Origin of the sequence: Duganella sp. LjRoot269 (assembly GCF_964254095.1) — a bacterium.
Classification (GTDB): domain Bacteria; phylum Pseudomonadota; class Gammaproteobacteria; order Burkholderiales; family Burkholderiaceae_D; genus Rugamonas; species Rugamonas hordei.
In genome coordinates, this window is the sequence record NZ_CAXUSL020000001.1 from 7242567 (window position 1) to 7260618 (window position 18052).

The window sequence follows — 18052 nt, forward strand, 5'->3', positions numbered from 1 at the left end:
AGTGGTGGCATGGGTGTTCGCGTATGTCTTCAAGGCCATCGACGGCTCTACCCTCAGTAGCGATCGCTGCTGTGGCAGTGGGGCGTGCTCGCCTTCATCGGCGGCATTCTGGTGATGATCACCTTGCTGCGCTACGTGTCACCGGTGCTGATCCTGCTGGTGATGCTCAAGGGATTGAATATGTTTTAATCCAACGGTCTTGCTCTTTTTTACCCTGGCCATTGCAGGTTGAATATACTGTCCTCATCGTGAATTCCTCAGGCCGAAAGAATGAACCAGAGCGAGATCCCTGTAGTACCGATGCCGACGATCCTGATCGTCGATGACTCGCTGTCCTACCTGGCCGCGTTGCTGGATCGCCTGGAGCGGCACGGCTTCATGATCGTGCTGGCGCAGACCGCTGCGGAAGGGCTGATGCGCGCGGAGTTCGCCGAGCCTGATCTGATCCTGCTGGATGTCGTCATGCCCGACATCGACGGTTTCGAGGCTTGCCGCCGCCTCAAGGCCGGCAAGACCACCAAGGATATACCCGTCATCTTCATGACCGGCCTCACCGACCCCAAACAAAAAGTGACGGGCTTCGATGCCGGCGGGGTCGACTACATCACCAAGCCGTTCCAGATCGAGGAAGTGCTGGCGCGCATCAACACCCACCTGGCGCTGCGCAGGGCGCACCGCGAGTTGCAGGACATGGTGGGCACCCTGGCCAAGGCGCGCGAGGACATTGTGCGCAATGAAAAGCTGGCCGGACTGGGGGCGATGGTGGCCGGCATCGCGCACGAGCTGAATACGCCGATCGGCAACAGCCTGATGGCCGCCACCACCTTTGAAGTGCAGACCGACGACATCGGCCAGCATCTCGCCAGCGAAGGCGTCATCACACGCAAGGAGTTCGAGCACTACATCCAGAATGCGCGGCTGTCCGTGGACATCCTGAGCCGCAACCTGCATCGCGCGGCCGACATCGTCACCAACTTCAAGCAGGTGGCGGTCGACCAGACCAGCTCGCAGCGGCGCAGCTTTTTATTGGCCGAGGTTGTGGCGGGCAATGTGCTGACCTTGCAGCCCACCATCAAGCGCACGCCGTTCGTCATCAAGCAGCATGTACCGGAAGACTTGATGATGGAGAGTTATCCCGGCCCGCTGGGCCAGGTGATTACCAACTTGATCAACAACGCCATCGTGCACGCCTATGATGGCCGCCGAGAAGGCCTGATTGCAGCGACGGCGCAGTTGTCCGCGCAAGGGTTGGTGACGCTCGGCGTGGAAGACCACGGTGTCGGCATTCGGCGCGAGGATGTGCCGCGTATCTTCGATCCATTCTTCACCACCAAGCTGGGCGTCGGCGGTTCAGGGCTGGGCCTGAACATCGTGCACAACATTGTCACTGAAATCCTCGGCGGCACGATCAGCGTCAGCAGCGAACTGGGCGGGGGTACCCGCTTCACGCTGATGCTACCGATGTCGGCGCCGGTGAAATAAAAAAACCCCACCAGGATCACCTGGTGGGGTTTTTTCTTTATAACTAGCCTGACGATAACCTACTTTCACACTGGTTGCAGCACTATCATCGGCGCAGAGTTGTTTCACGGTCCTGTTCGGGATGGGAAGGGGTGGGACCAACTTGCTATGGTCATCAGGCATTGACTTGTACGAGCCGCGTTCTTGTGAACGTTGCCCAGAATCTGGAATCGGTAAGTAATTAGGTAATGAAGTTGTATCAACGAACGTTCCAACGTACTTCTCATTCACCATAACCTGCCAAGGTTATAGGGACAAGCCGTACGGGCAATTAGTATCAGTTAGCTTAATGCATTACTGCACTTCCACACCTGACCTATCAACGTCCTGGTCTCGAACGACCCTTCAAAGAGCTCAAGGCTCTGGGAAATCTCATCTTAAGGCAAGTTTCCCGCTTAGATGCTTTCAGCGGTTATCTCTTCCAGACTTAGCTACCCGGCAATGCCACTGGCGTGACAACCGGTACACCAGAGGTCTGTCCACTCCGGTCCTCTCGTACTAGGAGCAGCCCCCTTCAAATTTCCAACGCCCACGGCAGATAGGGACCAAACTGTCTCACGACGTTTTAAACCCAGCTCACGTACCACTTTAAATGGCGAACAGCCATACCCTTGGGACCGGCTACAGCCCCAGGATGTGATGAGCCGACATCGAGGTGCCAAACTCCCCCGTCGATATGAACTCTTGGGAGGAATCAGCCTGTTATCCCCAGAGTACCTTTTATCCGTTGAGCGATGGCCCTTCCATACAGAACCACCGGATCACTATGTCCTACTTTCGTACCTGCTCGACTTGTCAGTCTCGCAGTTAAGCACGCTTATGCCATTGCACTATTAGCACGATGTCCGACCGTACCTAGCGTACCTTCGAACTCCTCCGTTACACTTTAGGAGGAGACCGCCCCAGTCAAACTGCCTACCATGCACTGTCCCCGATCCGGATAACGGACCAAGGTTAGAACCTCAAACAAACCAGGGTGGTATTTCAAGGTTGGCTCCACGAGAACTGGCGTCCCCGCTTCAAAGCCTCCCACCTATCCTACACAGATTGGTTCAAAGTCCAATGCAAAGCTACAGTAAAGGTTCATGGGGTCTTTCCGTCTAGCCGCGGGTAGATTGCATCATCACAAACACTTCAACTTCGCTGAGTCTCGGGAGGAGACAGTGTGGCCATCGTTACGCCATTCGTGCAGGTCGGAACTTACCCGACAAGGAATTTCGCTACCTTAGGACCGTTATAGTTACGGCCGCCGTTTACTGGGACTTCAATCAAGAGCTTGCACCCCATCATTTAATCTTCCAGCACCGGGCAGGCGTCACACCCTATACGTCCACTTTCGTGTTTGCAGAGTGCTGTGTTTTTATTAAACAGTCGCAGCCACCAGTTTATTGCAACCCGTTCACCCTTCTGGCGCAAGCCAGTCAAGCTACAAGGGCGTACCTTTTCCCGAAGTTACGGTACCAATTTGCCGAGTTCCTTCTCCCGAGTTCTCTCAAGCGCCTTAGAATACTCATCTCGCCCACCTGTGTCGGTTTGCGGTACGGTCTCGTATGACTGAAGCTTAGAGGCTTTTCTTGGAACCACTTCCGATTGCTTCAGCACCTAAGTGCCTCGTCCCAGTCCCTTGAATTCCGCGCCCGGATTTGCCTAAGCGCCTTCTATGAACCAGAAACTGCCTATTCCAACAGGCAGACAACCTTCCGCGATCCGTCCCCCCATCGCATCATACGACGGTGCAGGAATATTAACCTGCTTCCCATCAGCTACGCATCTCTGCCTCGCCTTAGGGGCCGACTCACCCTGCTCCGATGAACGTTGAACAGGAAACCTTGGGCTTACGGCGTGGGGGCTTTTCACCCCCATTATCGCTACTCATGTCAGCATTCGCACTTCTGATACCTCCAGCATCCTTTACAAGACACCTTCGCAGGCTTACAGAACGCTCTCCTACCATATCTATTGCTAGATATCCGCAGCTTCGGTGACTGGCTTAGCCCCGTTACATCTTCCGCGCAGGACGACTCGATCAGTGAGCTATTACGCTTTCTTTAAATGATGGCTGCTTCTAAGCCAACATCCTGACTGTTTTAGCCTTCCCACTTCGTTTTCCACTTAGCCAATCTTTGGGACCTTAGCTGGCGGTCTGGGTTGTTTCCCTCTTGACGCCGGACGTTAGCACCCGACGTCTGTCTCCCAAGCTCGCACTCATCGGTATTCGGAGTTTGCAATGGTTTGGTAAGTCGCGATGACCCCCTAGCCATAACAGTGCTCTACCCCCGATGGTGATACTTGAGGCACTACCTAAATAGTTTTCGGAGAGAACCAGCTATTTCCAAGTTTGTTTAGCCTTTCACCCCTACCCACAGCTCATCCCCTAATTTTTCAACATTAGTGGGTTCGGACCTCCAGTGCGTGTTACCGCACCTTCATCCTGGCCATGAGTAGATCACTTGGTTTCGGGTCTACACCCAGCGACTATCGCCCTGTTCGGACTCGATTTCTCTACGGCTTCCCTATATGGTTAACCTTGCCACTGAATGTAAGTCGCTGACCCATTATACAAAAGGTACGCAGTCACGGAACAAGTCCGCTCCTACTGTTTGTATGCACACGGTTTCAGGATCTATTTCACTCCCCTCCCGGGGTTCTTTTCGCCTTTCCCTCACGGTACTGGTTCACTATCGGTCGATTACGAGTATTTAGCCTTGGAGGATGGTCCCCCCATATTCAGACAGGATTTCTCGTGTCCCGCCCTACTTGTCGCACGCTTAGTTCCACACATCGCATTTCGAATACGGGGCTATCACCCGCTATGGCTCCTATTTCCAGAGGATTCTTCTATGCGTCATGCTAAAACGTGCAGGCTCTTCCCATTTCGCTCGCCACTACTTTGGGAATCTCGGTTGATTTATTTTCCTGCAGCTACTTAGATGTTTCAGTTCGCCGCGTTCGCCTTGCATGCCTATGTATTCAGTATGCAATACCCATAAAGGGTGGGTTTCCCCATTCGGAAATCTGCGGATCAAAGCTTGTTTGCTAGCTCCCCGCAGCTTATCGCAAGCTACTACGTCCTTCATCGCCTGTAATCGCCAAGGCATCCACCATGTGCACTTATTCACTTGTCCCTATAACGTTAGCCCCTTGCGACTAAACAAAGGAGCGGTTATAGAAATAAGAAGTACTACGTTGTTGCGTTTGTTGATACATACAATCATTACCCATCGTATCCGCCTGTCGGCGAACACGATCAATAAAAATTTACTTACTTCTTCCAGATTGTTAAAGAACGTACAGCACTTGATCTCTAAAAGATCAAATCTAAAGGCTTACCCTTACATTTGAACTCTTGGTGGAGGATGACGGGATCGAACCGACGACCCCCTGCTTGCAAAGCAGGTGCTCTCCCAGCTGAGCTAATCCCCCTGAGATTTACTACAAGGCAGAAACTGGTAGGGCTGGTTGGACTCGAACCAACGACCCCCGCGTTATCAACACGGTGCTCTAACCAGCTGAGCTACAGCCCCAAATGCTGTTCTTTAATATTGACAGTCGATAAGTGTGAACGCTTGATGAGTAGTCATTGCTGACCAGTGCTACTCTAGAAAGGAGGTGATCCAGCCGCACCTTCCGATACGGCTACCTTGTTACGACTTCACCCCAGTCACGAATCCTACCGTGGTAAGCGCCCTCCTTGCGGTTAAGCTACCTACTTCTGGTAAAACCCGCTCCCATGGTGTGACGGGCGGTGTGTACAAGACCCGGGAACGTATTCACCGCGACATGCTGATCCGCGATTACTAGCGATTCCAACTTCATGCAGTCGAGTTGCAGACTACAATCCGGACTACGATACACTTTCTGGGATTAGCTCCCCCTCGCGGGTTGGCGGCCCTCTGTATGTACCATTGTATGACGTGTGAAGCCCTACCCATAAGGGCCATGAGGACTTGACGTCATCCCCACCTTCCTCCGGTTTGTCACCGGCAGTCTCATTAGAGTGCCCTTTCGTAGCAACTAATGACAAGGGTTGCGCTCGTTGCGGGACTTAACCCAACATCTCACGACACGAGCTGACGACAGCCATGCAGCACCTGTGTACTGGTTCTCTTTCGAGCACTCCTCAATCTCTCAAGGATTCCAGCCATGTCAAGGGTAGGTAAGGTTTTTCGCGTTGCATCGAATTAATCCACATCATCCACCGCTTGTGCGGGTCCCCGTCAATTCCTTTGAGTTTTAATCTTGCGACCGTACTCCCCAGGCGGTCTACTTCACGCGTTAGCTGCGTTACCAAGTCAATTAAGACCCGACAACTAGTAGACATCGTTTAGGGCGTGGACTACCAGGGTATCTAATCCTGTTTGCTCCCCACGCTTTCGTGCATGAGCGTCAGTTTTGACCCAGGGGGCTGCCTTCGCCATCGGTGTTCCTCCACATATCTACGCATTTCACTGCTACACGTGGAATTCTACCCCCCTCTGCCAAACTCTAGCCTTGCAGTCTCCATCGCCATTCCCAGGTTGAGCCCGGGGATTTCACGACAGACTTACAAAACCGCCTGCGCACGCTTTACGCCCAGTAATTCCGATTAACGCTTGCACCCTACGTATTACCGCGGCTGCTGGCACGTAGTTAGCCGGTGCTTATTCTTCAGGTACCGTCATTAGCCACCTGTATTAGAGGCAGCCGTTTCTTCCCTGACAAAAGAGCTTTACAACCCGAAGGCCTTCTTCACTCACGCGGCATTGCTGGATCAGGCTTGCGCCCATTGTCCAAAATTCCCCACTGCTGCCTCCCGTAGGAGTCTGGACCGTGTCTCAGTTCCAGTGTGGCTGGTCGTCCTCTCAGACCAGCTACTGATCGATGCCTTGGTGGGCCTTTACCCCACCAACTAGCTAATCAGATATCGGCCGCTCCAGGAGCATGAGGTCTTGCGATCCCCCACTTTCATCCTTAGATCGTATGCGGTATTAGCGTAACTTTCGCTACGTTATCCCCCACTCCAGGGTACGTTCCGATATATTACTCACCCGTTCGCCACTCGCCGCCAGGTTGCCCCGCGCTGCCGTTCGACTTGCATGTGTAAGGCATGCCGCCAGCGTTCAATCTGAGCCAGGATCAAACTCTTCAGTTTAATCTCTGTTACTTTGACACTTTCGTGTCACCAGCATTTCTGCTGGGTCGCTCACTCAAAATACTGACAGGCCACTACTTTCGTAGCGCCTATTTCATTACTTCTTGTGAACATTTGATATTTTTTAAGTTTCACGAAACCCGAAGGCTTCGTGTGCACTTCCATCAAACGTCCACACTTATCGACTGTTAATTTTTAAAGAACTTTGCTTGGTACTGCCTGCTGAAGAAGCGTTGTGTCCGTCAGCGAAGAAGGAAGAGTATGAAGCGTTTAGATCGTTTCGTCAACCCCTTCTACATTCTCGTTTCACTCTGCATTTACATGCGTTGTTCTGCGAGGGGGCGAACTATAGCAAAGGCCTGTCGGTATCCGCAAGGCTTTTTTGCTTGATGATCAGGCGATTGACGTAGCGGTCCAAAACCAGCGGACCAGGATAGTCTTCGGGAGCGTAGCGGTAGGCGTAGCTGGGTAGTAGCGAATACTGGATTTGCAGCATCAGGCGGGGGTGGTTGGAAGGGGCGGTACCTTTGTGAATACCCGCCGTATCGACGGCAAAGCAAAAGCCGCGGGTACCGGTGGCGGTCAGCAGCATCGTGGGCGCATAGTCGTTGGAGATTTCCGCGTCGCTGTAATAACGTAGCCGCATCGGCGCGCGCGCCAGGTGACTGCCATGCAAATAGACATGAGGACCGGACTCCTCATCGACGTCTGTCAGGTAGACCAGAACCTTCAAATACCGCCAGTCTTCCGAGTCGCGGTGAAATGCCTGCAGCGCGCTGCTATCGCCCTCGGCCGGGAACGACCAGCGCAAGCCCAGCGCGGAGATGGTCGGTTTGCAATCAAGATAGCGCGCCGCCAGCCCCAGCAGCGCAGGACTGTTGGCCAGCGCCAGAATATGCGGGCAAGTGACAATGTCGCGCAATTGATAGTCCGCCACGCGCAAACTGGCCGGCACCTGCTGCAGCGTGAACGCATCGCGTACCCGGTCGCGGTCGATCAGCAGCTTGTTACTCAGATGGGCTTGTATGTCGTTGCACTGCGCGGGATCGAGCAAATTGCCCAGCGGCGCGTAGCCGCTGTGCGTCAGTTGCAGCAAGGCGGCCTCCTCCTCGGCCGTGCCTGCATACAAGCCCTCGCCCGAGCCCTCGCGCCAGCGCAACGCGCCGCTGAGCGCGCGAACGACCAGCCGCCGCAATGAAGGGCGGGTCACAACACGTTGACTGTAGTACAACAAACTATGGAGCGGGGCAAACCTGCGGCCCGGCGTCAGTTGCGCATATTCCATCGAATTATCACCAGGGAGGTTGTCGGGATCGCACGGTCCTGAGAAGGTAACAATCCGGCGGAAAAGCCGCTTTGACGCAAGCTAAACATGTGAGCGAACTTTATTAGGAATAAAATGCTTCCTTTGCACGCTAATTTCCCCGCATCATGACCATCCTGCTCACCACCCTCAACGCCCGCTACACCCACGCTTCGCTGGGCCTGCGCTATTTGTTAGCGAACATGGGGGAATTGCAGGCTCAAACCCGCCTGCAGGAATTCGTCATCGGGGCAAAAACCACGGAAATCGTCGAACGCATCCTGGCCCATGCGCCCAGGATCGTCGGTTTCGGCATCTATATCTGGAACGTGGAGGAAACCACCAAGGTCGTTGCCATGCTCAAGCGCGTGGCACCGCAGGTGATGGTGGTGTTGGGCGGACCGGAAGTGTCCTACGAGTCGAACGAACAGGAAATCGTCAAGCTGTCCGATTACCTGATTACCGGCTGGGGGGACGTGACCTTCCCCAAGCTGTGCGGCGAAATCCTCAACGGCCCCAAGCCGCTGATGAAGATCCACGCCGGCGTGCAACCGCCGATGGCGGAGATCAAGCTGCCCTACTCGCTCTACACCGACGACGACATCAAGAACCGCACCATTTACGTGGAAGCCTCGCGCGGCTGCCCGTTCAAGTGCGAGTTCTGCCTGTCGGCACTGGACAAGACGGCCTGGCCCTTCGCCCTGGATAACTTCCTGGCGGAGATGGAATCGCTGCATGCGCGCGGCGCGCGGCTGTTCAAGTTCGTCGACCGCACCTTCAACCTGAATATCAAGACCAGCCTGAAGATCATGCAGTTCTTCCTCGATAAGCTGGAAGCCAATCCGGACGATCCGGTCTATGCCCACTTCGAGCTGGTGCCCGACCACCTGCCCGACGCACTGAAAGAAGGCATCAGCAAGTTCCCGCCCGGCGCGCTGCAGTTCGAGATCGGCATCCAGAGCTTCAATCCCGAAGTGCAGACGCTGGTCAGCCGCAAGCAGGACAACCAGAAGGCCGCCGACAACATCCGCTGGCTGACCGACCACTCCAACGCCCACATGCACGTGGACCTGATCGCCGGCCTGCCCGGCGAGACGGTCGACAGCTTCGCCCAAGGCTTCAACAAGCTGTGGGCGCTCGATCCGCACGAGATCCAGTTCGGCATCCTGAAGCGCCTGCGCGGCACGCCGATCATCCGTCACACGCAGGAATTCGGCCTGGTGTTCGAGCCGTACGCGCCATATACCATCCTCGCCAACCGCGACATCGACTTCCCGACCATGCAGCGCCTGGTGCGTTTTGCCCGGTATTGGGACCTGGTGGCCAACTCCGGCCGCTTCGGCCACACGCTGCCGGTGCTGCTGGGTGATGACGCCTTCGGCCGCTTCATGGCGTTTTCGGACTGGCTGTACGCGAATACCGACGCCACCCACCGCATCGCGCTGGACCGGCTGGTGGGCATGGTGTCGAAATACCTGCAAACCCAGGGCATGGACAAGGACGCCGCCGACACGCTGCTGGCCAGCGATTACGCAGGCGCCAAGCCCAAAGCCGCCGAAACGCCGGCGCCCAAGCGGCAGGCCCGGAGACTGGCCGCCTGAGGTGCGCGCACTCATTGGTAGCGGTAAGGGCCAAACTCCCTTAAACTGACAGTATGCCTATTGCCAAAGAGCCTACACTCACTCTCAATCCCGGTGCTGCCAAGGGGCCTTCGGTCGCCGCGGGCGGCACTTGGCAAGTCCACGCGCTGGCGCAGGGCAAGGCGATGGCCACCATCACCGCGACGCTCAAATCGTTCAAGGACGGCAACGTGAAGTGGGACCTGTCGGCGGTCGACGCCATGGACCACATCGGCGCCCAGTTGTTCTGGAACGCCTGGGGCAAAACCCGTCCCGCCGAACTGCAGCTGGCGCCGGGGCTCGAAGAATTCTTCAACCGTCTGGAAACCGCCGGCAAACTGGAACTGCCGCGCGCCCGCGCCCAGCGCCTGACCTGGGTGATGAAGCTCGGCTTCGCGATGCTGCTGTTCTTCGAGCACCTGGGCGCCTTCATCCGGCTGATCGGCCAGGTCACGCAGGACTCCTGGCGCTTCCTGCGCGCGCCGATGCGCGGGCCGTGGCGGGAAATCTCCGCCAACATCTTCCACGCCGGCTTCCAGGCGCTGGGCATCACGGCGCTGGTCGGCTTCCTGATCGGCGTGGTGCTGTCGTATCTGTCGGCGCAGCAGCTGCGCGCCTTCGGCGGCGACATCTACCTGGTCAACCTGCTCGGCATGAGCATCATCCGCGAACTGGGGCCGCTGCTGGCGGCGATCCTGGTGGCCGGCCGCTCCGGCTCCTCCATCACCGCGCAGCTGGGCGTGATGCGCGTGACCGAGGAACTCGACGCGATGCTGGTGATGGGCATCTCGCACGGCTTCCGCCTGATCCTGCCGAAGGTGATGGCGCTGGCGATCTCCATGCCGCTGCTGGTGATCTGGACCGACACGATGGCGCTGATCGGCGGCATGGTGTCGGCCAAGATCGAACTGAACCTGTCGCCGCAGTACTTCATCCTCAAGCTACCGGACGCGGTGCCGCTGGCGAACTACATGATCGGCCTGGGCAAGGGCACGGTGTTCGGCATGCTGATCGCGCTGGTGTCCTGCCACTTCGGCCTGCGCATCAAGCCGAACACGGAAAGCCTCGGTCGCGGCACCACCACCTCGGTGGTCACCGCGATCACCGTCGTCATCCTGGCCGACGCCGTGTTCGCGGTGCTGTTCAACGGCGTGGGGTTCTGATGGCGAACCAGGCGCTCGTCCCCGCAAAAGCCAACGGTACAGGTGAACTCACGCTGGACGGCAGCGTGCCGGTGGTCGAGATCACCGGCCTGTGGACCAAGTACGGCCGCACCGTGGTGCACCAGGATTTGAACCTGGAGATCGAGCAGGGCGAGATCATGTCCATCGTCGGCGGCTCCGGCACCGGCAAGACCACGCTGCTGCGCCAGATGCTGGGACTCGAGACGCCGGCGCGCGGCTGCGTGCGCGTGTTCGGCGAAGACATCAGCGAAGTCGGCTCCGACCAGCTGCAGCAGCTGCGTAATCACTGGGGCATGCTGTTCCAGCAGGGCGCGCTGTATTCGGCGCTGACCGTGTTCGAGAACATCGCCCAGCCGATGCAGGAGCTGCACGCGCTGCCGGAAGACCTGATCCGCGACGCCGTGCTGCTGAAGATGAACATGGTCGGCCTCGGCCCCGAGCACGCCAACAAGATGCCGTCCGACCTGTCCGGCGGCATGGTCAAGCGCGTGGCGCTGGCGCGTGCGCTGGCGTTGGAGCCCAAGCTGCTGTTCCTCGACGAACCGACCGCCGGCCTCGATCCCGACTTGTCGGAAGCCTTCGTCACGCTGATCAAGTCGCTGCACCGCGAACTGGGGCTGACGGTGGTGATGGTCACCCACGACCTCGATACGCTGTTCGCGCTGTCGACCCGCATCGCCGTGCTGGCCGAAAAACATGTGATCGCGCTCGGCCCCTTGCGCGACCTGCTGAAAGTCGATCATCCGTTCATCAAGGAGTTCTTCCTCGGTGACCGGGGCCGCCGCGCGCTGGAAGCGCTCGACGAAAAAGCCGACACCACCCAATCGGAGCACTGATGGAAAACAGATCCCATGCACTCACCACCGGCTTCTTCACGATCACGCTGCTGATCGCGGCGATCCTGTTCGGCCTCTGGTTCAACCGCGACCGCATCGAACGCGCGCCGTACGTGATCGCCACCACGCAATCGGTTCCTGGCTTGAACCCGCAGGCGCCGGTGCGCTACCGCGGCCTCGAAGTGGGCAAAGTCGGCAGCATCGCCTTCGATCCCAAGACCGCCGGCCAGATCCTCGTCACGCTGAACATCAACACCGACGCGCCGATCACCAGGACCACCTTTGCCACGCTGGGCTACCAGGGCGTGACCGGCATCGCCTTCATCCAGCTCGACGACGACAAGGTCGGCTCGCCGCTGCTGGCCACCAGCAGCGACAACCCGGCCCGCATCCCGCTGCGGCCTGGCTTCTTCGACCAGCTGGAAAAGCGCGGCAAGGAGATCCTGACGCAATCGGAGGAAGTGACGAAGAAGCTGAACAACCTGCTCAGCCCCGAGAACCAGAAGACCATCCTCGGCGCCTTTGCCGACGTCAGCGCCACCGCCAACGCCTACCGCGAACTGCCGGCCAAGCTGGAGCCGACCATCGCCAAGCTGCCGGCATTGGCCGACCAGGCCCACAATACGCTGAACTCCTTCAACGCGCTGGCCGGCGATGCCGACCGCCTGGTGAAAACCCTGCAGGCGCCGGACGGACCGATCGCCCGCATCGCCACCACCGCCGACCGCATCGGCGGCTCGGTCGAAGCGGTGGCAGGCGGCATCGAGCTCGATACGCTGCCGCAGGTGAATTCACTGTCCGACGACACCAAGGCCTCGATGCGCGCGCTGCGCAAGACCATGAACAAGATTAACGACCGTCCGCAAAGCCTGATCTTCGGTGCACCCGGCACGCCGCCGGGTCCCGGCGAAGAAGGTTTTTCCGCCTCGTCCAAATAAGGATTACCGAGATGACCACCACTCTCCGCAATTTCGCCGCCGTCGCCGCCATCGCCGTGTTGCTGGGCGCCTGCGCCAGCAAGGGCCAGTCGACCGCACAATACGACCTGGGCCCGCTGCCCCAGGCCGACGCGCCGGCAGCCGGCATCGGCGCCATCATCGTGGCCGACGTCGCCGGCCCCGCAGCGCTGGACACGGAGCGCATGCAATACCGCCTGCTGTATGCGGACGCGCGCCAGTCGCGCCCCTACGCCTACAACCAGTGGACCGCCACGCCGCTGCAGCTGCTGACCCAGCGCATGAAGGCGCGCATCGCGCAGGCCGGCGTCAAGGTGCTATCGACCACCGACGCCGCCGCCAGTCCGACCGTGCTGCGCATGGAGCTGAACGACTTCGCGCAGAACTTCGACAGCGCCACCAGCAGCGCCGGGGTGGTCAACCTGCGCGCCTCGGTGTTCCGCAGCCACAAGCTGGTGGACCAGAAAACCTTCGCCCGCAGCGTGCCGGCGCCGAGCGCGGACGCCGCCGGCGGCGCCCGCGCGCTGGCCGACGCCTCCGACGCGGTGGCGGCCGACGTGCTGGCGTGGCTGGCAACGCTGCCGCAGCAATAGACACCGGGGTATCGAGGCATGACCGAGAGTCCACCCGGCAGCGAGCCGGCAGCGCCGCCCGCAGCGGAAGCCGCGATGGCCGAAACAGCGGCGCCGGCCAGCAAGCCGTCGCCGTTCACGCGCGCGGCGCTGCTGGCCTACGTGCTGCTGATCGTCTACGCCAGCTGGTTCCCGTTCTCGGGCTGGCACAACCAGGGCTTGTCGCCGCTGATCTTCCTTGAGACGACCAGCATGCCGCGCTACTGGACCAAGTTCGACGCCATCACCAACGTCATCGGCTACATCCCGCTCGGCACGCTGATCGTCTACTCGCTGTATCCGCGCTTCAAGGGCGTCGTCGCCCTGCTGATGGCCAGCGTCTGCGGCGTGCTGATCTCCGGCGTGATGGAGAGCGTGCAAACCTACCTGCCCAGCCGCGTCTCCTCCAACCTGGACTTCTACACCAACGCCGCCGGCTGCGCGCTGGGCGCCGTGATCGGCGTGCTGACGGTGCGGCGCCTGCTGGACCGGAGCCAGCTGCAGCGCCTGCGCCAGGCCTGGTTCGCGCCGCATGCCAGCCAGGGCCTGGTGCTGCTGGCGCTGTGGCCGCTGGCGCAGATGTATCCGCAAAGCTTTTTGTTCGGCCTCGGCCAGCTGCTGCCCATCCTGTCGGACTGGATGTCGCAGCTGCTCGACACCGAGATCGACCTGGCCAGCTACATCCGTCCGGACACCGTGCTGACGGTGGAACAGTACTGGCTGTCCGAAACCATCATCACCGCCTGCGGCATGGTGGGCGCCGCGCTTACCCTGCTGTGCCTGCTGCGCAAGCCGGCCCCGCGCGGGCTGCTGGTGACCGCCATGATAGGCGCGGCCGTGGTGGTCAAGGCGCTGGCGACGGCGCTGCTGTTCTCGCCGGAAAACGCCTTCGTCTGGGTCACGCCGGGCGCCGAGGGCGGCTTCCTGATCGGCGCCATCATGCTGGCCGGCCTGGCGTTCGCGCCGCATGTGGCGCAGCGGCGGCTGGCGGTGACCACCCTGCTGCTGAGCCTGGTGATCGTCAACACCACGCCGGCCAACCCGTATTTCGTGGCCACTTTGCAAACATGGGTGCAGGGCAAGTTCCTCAACTTCAACGGCGCGGCGCAGTTCCTGACCCTGTTGTGGCCGTTCTTCGCGGTCTGGTTCCTGTGGCTGCCCTCGCACAAGCTCAATAAGCCGTAACTAAGCCTGGCGCGGGCAGAGCGGGTATCATAGCGGCTACAACCATCCCCGAGAAACAGCGATGAGCGACACTCCCTACTTCAAACACCACGTCTTTTTCTGCCTGAACAACCGCGACGACGGCCGCGACGCCTGCGGCCACCACGGCGCCGAGACCGCGCAGAAGCATGCCAAGAAACGCTGCAAGGAACTCGGCCTGAACGGCCACGGCCAGGTCCGCATCAACCAGGCCGGCTGCCTGGACCGCTGCGAAGAAGGTCCGGTGCTGGTGGTCTATCCGGAAGGCACCTGGTACACCTATGTCGACACCAGCGACATCGATGAAATCATCGATAGCCACCTGGTGCAGGGCAAGGTCGTCGATCGTCTCAAAATCTGAAAAACCCATGAACAAGAACGAAAAATTTACCCTCGCCGGCGGCGCCGGCCAGATGGAAGGCATCATCGATTTTCCCAAGGACGCGCCGCGCGGCATCGCGCTGGTGGCCCATCCGCATCCGCTGTACGGCGGCACGATGGACAACAAGGTCGCCGTCACGCTGATGCGCACCTTCGTCAACCTCGGCTACGTGGTGGCGCGCATCAACTTCCGCGGCGTCGGCGCCTCGGAGGGCGTGCATGACCACGGCCACGGCGAGACCGACGACATGGCCCTGCTGCACGCGTGGATGACGGCGAAATATCCCGGCCTGCCGGTGGCGCTGTCGGGTTTCTCCTTCGGCACCTTCGTGCAGTCGCAGCTGGCGCAGCGCCTGGCCGCCGCCGGCACGCCGGCCGAGCGCCTGGTGCTGGTCGGCGCCGCCGCGAAGAAATGGGAAATGGCCGCCATCCCGGCCGACACCATCCTGATCCACGGCGAAAACGACGACACCATCCCGCTGATCGACGTGCTGGACTGGCTGCGGCCGCAGGACGTTCCGGTGATCGTGATCCCGGGCGCGGACCACTTCTTCCACCGCAAGCTGCAGCACATCAAGAGCTGGGTCACGCAGCTGTGGCACCGCACCACCGACGTTGCCGAGACTGAAACGGACACCGCAACGGCGGACTAAGCATCTATAATCCCTACGCTTTCAACTTTTCACCGAACAAAGTACCCCATGAAAAAAATTATCGCGGCACTGGCCACCAGTGTGATGTTGATGACCGCCGCCGTGGCGCAAACCCTGCCGGCGCCGACCATCGCCGCCAAGTCCTGGCTGCTGCTGGACGCCACCAGCGGCCAGATCATCGCCTCGCAAGACCCCAACGCCCGCATCGAGCCGGCCTCGCTGACCAAGGTCATGACGGCCTACGTCGTGTTCGGCGCGCTGCGCGACAAGAAGGTCGACCTCAAGCAGATGGTCAACGTCTCCACCAAGGCGTGGAAGGTCGACTCGAGCAGCTCGAAGATGTTCATCGACCCGGCCACGCCGGTCAGCGTCAACGACCTGCTGTACGGCCTAATGGTGCAGTCGGGTAACGACGCCGCCGTGGCGCTGGCCGAAGCCGTCGCCGGCGACGAGGCCGCCTTCGTGGCGATGATGAACAAGGAAGCCCAGCGCATGGGCCTGACCAACACCCACTTCGCCAACCCGCACGGCCTGCCAAGCCCGGAAAACTATTCCACCGCGCAAGACCTGTCGGTGCTGGCCAAGCGCGTGATCCTGGACTACCCGGAGTTCTACAAGATCGACTCGGTCAAGAGCTTCACCTACAACAAGATCACCCAGCCCAACCGCAACCGCCTGCTGTGGCTGGATCCGACCGTCGACGGCATGAAGACCGGCCACACGGAAGCGGCCGGCTTTTGCATGATCGCCTCGGCGCACCGTCCGAACGGCGCCGGCGAGCGCCGCCTGATTTCGGTGGTGCTGGGCACCACGTCCGACCAGTCGCGCACGCAGGAAAGCCAGAAGCTGCTGAACTGGGGCTTCCAGAACTTCGACACGGTCAAGCTGTACTCGAAGGGCCAGGCGATCGCCACGCCGGAGATCTGGAAAGGATCGAAGGGCTCGGTCAAGATCGGCTTTGCCAACGACGTGCTGGTGACGGTGCCGAAGGGCGTGGCCGCCAAGATGAAGCCGCTGCTCGAGCGCAAGGACCCGCTGGTCGCGCCGCTGGCCGAGAACAGCCGCGTCGGTTCGCTGAAGATGATGGTGGACGGCAAGCCGCTGCTGGAACTGCCGGTGGTGGCGCTGGAGACCGTGGACCAGGCCTCGATCTTCGGCCGCGCGTGGGATTCGATCCGCCTCTGGCTGAAGTAACTGGCCGTATGATTAGACTGAAAAGCCCGGGGTCAGTTCCGGCAATCCGCCACGCGTGGCAGATTGCCGGAACTGACCCCGGGTTTTCTTTTAGTGCCTAATCGTCGGCGCTGGTGTGGTGCATCGATTCCTGCGCCCACTTGAACGCCGCCTGGCCGGTCTGGCCCAGGGTGTCCGCATCCACGCCGATCTTCTCGGCGATCTCCAGCGCGCGGTCGACCTTGTCGCGCTCCAGCAGCAGCACCATCATCAAATACGGGCCGTACTCGCCTTCGCTGTTCAGCAGCACGTCGCGGATCTCGTCCGACAGATGCATCTTGCCCACCAGGTTGGCCATCGGCACGCCCAGCAGCACGTCGAACAGCGACAGCAGGCCGACCAGGAACAGCTCGTCCCGCTTGGCCTGCGGCAGCGGGCTGCAGGTCTCGAGGAAGCGCGCGCGCGTCAGCGCCACTTCCAGCAGCGATTCGTCGCGGTCCTTGTTGGCGCCGCCGCCGAGGCGGAACATCGACACCGTCAAGCCCCTGTACAACTGGTTGCGGCCCAGCACCATGAATGCCTGGTTCAGGCTGGTGACCTTGGAAGCCTGGCCGTTGCTCGGCGCGTTGGCCCATTGCAGCACCTGGTAAGTCATGCCGGGGTCGCGCTTGGCCACCTCGATCATGGCCGGCAGTTCGGCGTCGCTGCGCAGCAGGTTCAGCAGCTCGATCGACGTCATGCGGCTCTGGTCGACCTTGGCGTCCGGATCCACCTTGTCGCTGGTGGTCAGGAAATGGCCCATGAAGTAGTTGCAGCCCCACGACAGGCACATGCGCTGCTCGTCCCACGACTCGACGCCGTCGACCACCAGCTTCATGTCCGGGTAGCGCATGCGCAGCTGCTTGATGATGGTCTGGAATTCGGCCAGCGTGTGTTCGTTCAGGTACAGCACGGCGACGTCGCACAGCGCCAGCAGCGGCGCGTCCTCGGCATCAAGCGACACGCCGCGCAGCGCGACCTTGCAGCCGGTCTCGCGCAGCGCCGCCATGCGGCCGGCGATCTGTTCGACCGGGAGGGCGCCGGCCTTGCGGTCCAGCATGAAAATCGTATGCGGCGCGACCAGCGGCAGGTGGCGGTTGAACACCACGGTGTCCATGCTCAGCTGCACCAGCGCGATGCGCTTTTGTGCAAACTCCGGCAGCCGGGCGGCCACCAGCGCTTCCATCACCGCGGGTTCGGGCATCGCCACGCGGTTGGCGCCGAACGGCACCGAGAAGCGGTAGCCGCACAAGCGGCTGTGATCATCGACGATCTCGGAACGGACAACGATGGCCTCCGGATCGCGCGCTGGTTCCACAGCTTTTACCTTCGCCGGCGCGGCGGACGCCGGAGAGCTGGCAGCTGCTTTTTCGGGTTCCGGTTTTGATTTCAGAAACGATAAAAGTCCCACTTTATTGCCTCCATCAGCCGCGTGTTTTTTT

Annotated in this window: 12 protein-coding genes, 2 tRNA genes and 3 rRNA genes; 10 read left to right on the forward strand and 7 right to left on the reverse strand. The window is 60.0% G+C overall.

All coding sequences use genetic code 11. The features are described 5' to 3' along the window. Positions 1–270 precede the first annotated feature (270 nt). The gene (locus ACSQ3S_RS32415; RefSeq protein ID WP_436144955.1) at positions 271–1482 is read left to right on the forward strand and encodes a sensor histidine kinase; all 1212 of its coding nucleotides are present in this window, start codon (positions 271–273) and stop codon (positions 1480–1482) included. Between the two features lie 46 nt (positions 1483–1528). Here the strand turns inward: ACSQ3S_RS32415 and rrf are convergent. From rrf to ACSQ3S_RS32445, 6 genes are all read right to left on the reverse strand, one after another. Continuing rightward, positions 1529–1641 (reverse strand): 5S ribosomal RNA (gene rrf, locus ACSQ3S_RS32420). A 130-nt stretch (positions 1642–1771) separates the two neighbouring features. Further along, positions 1772–4646 (reverse strand): 23S ribosomal RNA (locus ACSQ3S_RS32425). Between the two features lie 222 nt (positions 4647–4868). Then, positions 4869–4944, reverse strand: a tRNA-Ala gene (locus ACSQ3S_RS32430). 24 nt (positions 4945–4968) lie between these two features. Then, positions 4969–5045 (reverse strand) — tRNA-Ile (locus ACSQ3S_RS32435). Between the two features lie 78 nt (positions 5046–5123). Continuing rightward, a 16S ribosomal RNA gene (locus ACSQ3S_RS32440) occupies positions 5124–6652 on the reverse strand. The 16S, 23S and 5S rRNA genes sit together here with 2 tRNA genes alongside, the layout of an rRNA operon. A 346-nt stretch (positions 6653–6998) precedes the next feature. Next, positions 6999–7937: a phytanoyl-CoA dioxygenase family protein gene (locus tag ACSQ3S_RS32445; RefSeq protein WP_176655825.1), complete on the reverse strand. Its 939-nt coding sequence runs from the start codon at positions 7935–7937 to the stop codon at positions 6999–7001. Between the two features lie 146 nt (positions 7938–8083). On the opposite strand from ACSQ3S_RS32445, the gene ACSQ3S_RS32450 reads away from it, so the two are divergent. The 9 genes from ACSQ3S_RS32450 (at position 8084) to ACSQ3S_RS32490 (ending at position 16592) form a co-directional block, all read left to right on the forward strand. Further along, a complete protein-coding gene (locus ACSQ3S_RS32450) occupies positions 8084–9556 on the forward strand; it encodes a DUF4080 domain-containing protein (protein ID WP_436144956.1) in 1473 nt (490 codons plus the stop codon). Between the two features lie 53 nt (positions 9557–9609). Continuing rightward, positions 9610–10737: an MlaE family ABC transporter permease gene (locus ACSQ3S_RS32455; RefSeq protein WP_176655827.1), complete on the forward strand. Its 1128-nt coding sequence runs from the start codon at positions 9610–9612 to the stop codon at positions 10735–10737. Continuing rightward, entirely contained in the window at positions 10737–11594 is an 858-nt protein-coding gene (locus tag ACSQ3S_RS32460; protein WP_436144957.1) for an ABC transporter ATP-binding protein, read from the forward strand. Before ACSQ3S_RS32455 ends, ACSQ3S_RS32460 begins: the two co-directional genes overlap by 1 nt. Continuing rightward, on the forward strand, positions 11594–12532 hold the full coding sequence (locus tag ACSQ3S_RS32465) for an MlaD family protein (RefSeq protein WP_436144958.1): 939 nt from the start codon (positions 11594–11596) through the stop codon (positions 12530–12532). Before ACSQ3S_RS32460 ends, ACSQ3S_RS32465 begins: the two co-directional genes overlap by 1 nt. Positions 12533–12543: 11 nt before the next feature. Beyond that, complete coding sequence (locus ACSQ3S_RS32470) at positions 12544–13143, forward strand: ABC-type transport auxiliary lipoprotein family protein (RefSeq protein ID WP_436144959.1); 600 nt, start codon at positions 12544–12546, stop codon at positions 13141–13143. A gap of 75 nt (positions 13144–13218) precedes the next feature. Then, positions 13219–14346: a VanZ family protein gene (locus tag ACSQ3S_RS32475; RefSeq protein ID WP_176655911.1), complete on the forward strand. Its 1128-nt coding sequence runs from the start codon at positions 13219–13221 to the stop codon at positions 14344–14346. A 61-nt stretch (positions 14347–14407) separates the two neighbouring features. Then, complete coding sequence (locus ACSQ3S_RS32480) at positions 14408–14725, forward strand: (2Fe-2S) ferredoxin domain-containing protein (RefSeq protein WP_176655831.1); 318 nt, start codon at positions 14408–14410, stop codon at positions 14723–14725. Between the two features lie 7 nt (positions 14726–14732). Further along, complete coding sequence (locus tag ACSQ3S_RS32485; RefSeq protein WP_436144960.1) at positions 14733–15398, forward strand: alpha/beta hydrolase; 666 nt, start codon at positions 14733–14735, stop codon at positions 15396–15398. Between the two features lie 48 nt (positions 15399–15446). Next, entirely contained in the window at positions 15447–16592 is a 1146-nt protein-coding gene (locus tag ACSQ3S_RS32490) for a D-alanyl-D-alanine carboxypeptidase family protein (RefSeq protein WP_176655833.1), read from the forward strand. A gap of 97 nt (positions 16593–16689) precedes the next feature. Here the strand turns inward: ACSQ3S_RS32490 and ACSQ3S_RS32495 are convergent, their stop codons facing one another. Then, a complete protein-coding gene (locus ACSQ3S_RS32495; RefSeq protein ID WP_353405401.1) occupies positions 16690–17928 on the reverse strand; it encodes an EAL and HDOD domain-containing protein in 1239 nt (412 codons plus the stop codon). Positions 17929–18052 lie beyond the last annotated feature (124 nt).

Excerpts from the sequence above, each read along its gene's own strand:
- ACSQ3S_RS32465 (WP_436144958.1), top strand. The coding sequence starts at position 11,594 with ATGGAAAACAGATCCCATGCACTCACCACCGGCTTCTTCACGATCACG.
- ACSQ3S_RS32460 (WP_436144957.1), top strand. The coding sequence starts at position 10,737 with ATGGCGAACCAGGCGCTCGTCCCCGCAAAAGCCAACGGTACAGGTGAA.
- ACSQ3S_RS32475 (WP_176655911.1), top strand. The coding sequence starts at position 13,219 with ATGGCCGAAACAGCGGCGCCGGCCAGCAAGCCGTCGCCGTTCACGCGC.
- ACSQ3S_RS32445 (WP_176655825.1), bottom strand. The coding sequence starts at position 7,937 with ATGGAATATGCGCAACTGACGCCGGGCCGCAGGTTTGCCCCGCTCCAT.
- ACSQ3S_RS32490 (WP_176655833.1), top strand. The coding sequence starts at position 15,447 with ATGAAAAAAATTATCGCGGCACTGGCCACCAGTGTGATGTTGATGACC.
- ACSQ3S_RS32455 (WP_176655827.1), top strand. The coding sequence starts at position 9,610 with ATGCCTATTGCCAAAGAGCCTACACTCACTCTCAATCCCGGTGCTGCC.
- ACSQ3S_RS32450 (WP_436144956.1), top strand. The coding sequence starts at position 8,084 with ATGACCATCCTGCTCACCACCCTCAACGCCCGCTACACCCACGCTTCG.
- ACSQ3S_RS32470 (WP_436144959.1), top strand. The coding sequence starts at position 12,544 with ATGACCACCACTCTCCGCAATTTCGCCGCCGTCGCCGCCATCGCCGTG.
- ACSQ3S_RS32485 (WP_436144960.1), top strand. The coding sequence starts at position 14,733 with ATGAACAAGAACGAAAAATTTACCCTCGCCGGCGGCGCCGGCCAGATG.
- ACSQ3S_RS32480 (WP_176655831.1), top strand. The coding sequence starts at position 14,408 with ATGAGCGACACTCCCTACTTCAAACACCACGTCTTTTTCTGCCTGAAC.
- ACSQ3S_RS32415 (WP_436144955.1), top strand. The coding sequence starts at position 271 with ATGAACCAGAGCGAGATCCCTGTAGTACCGATGCCGACGATCCTGATC.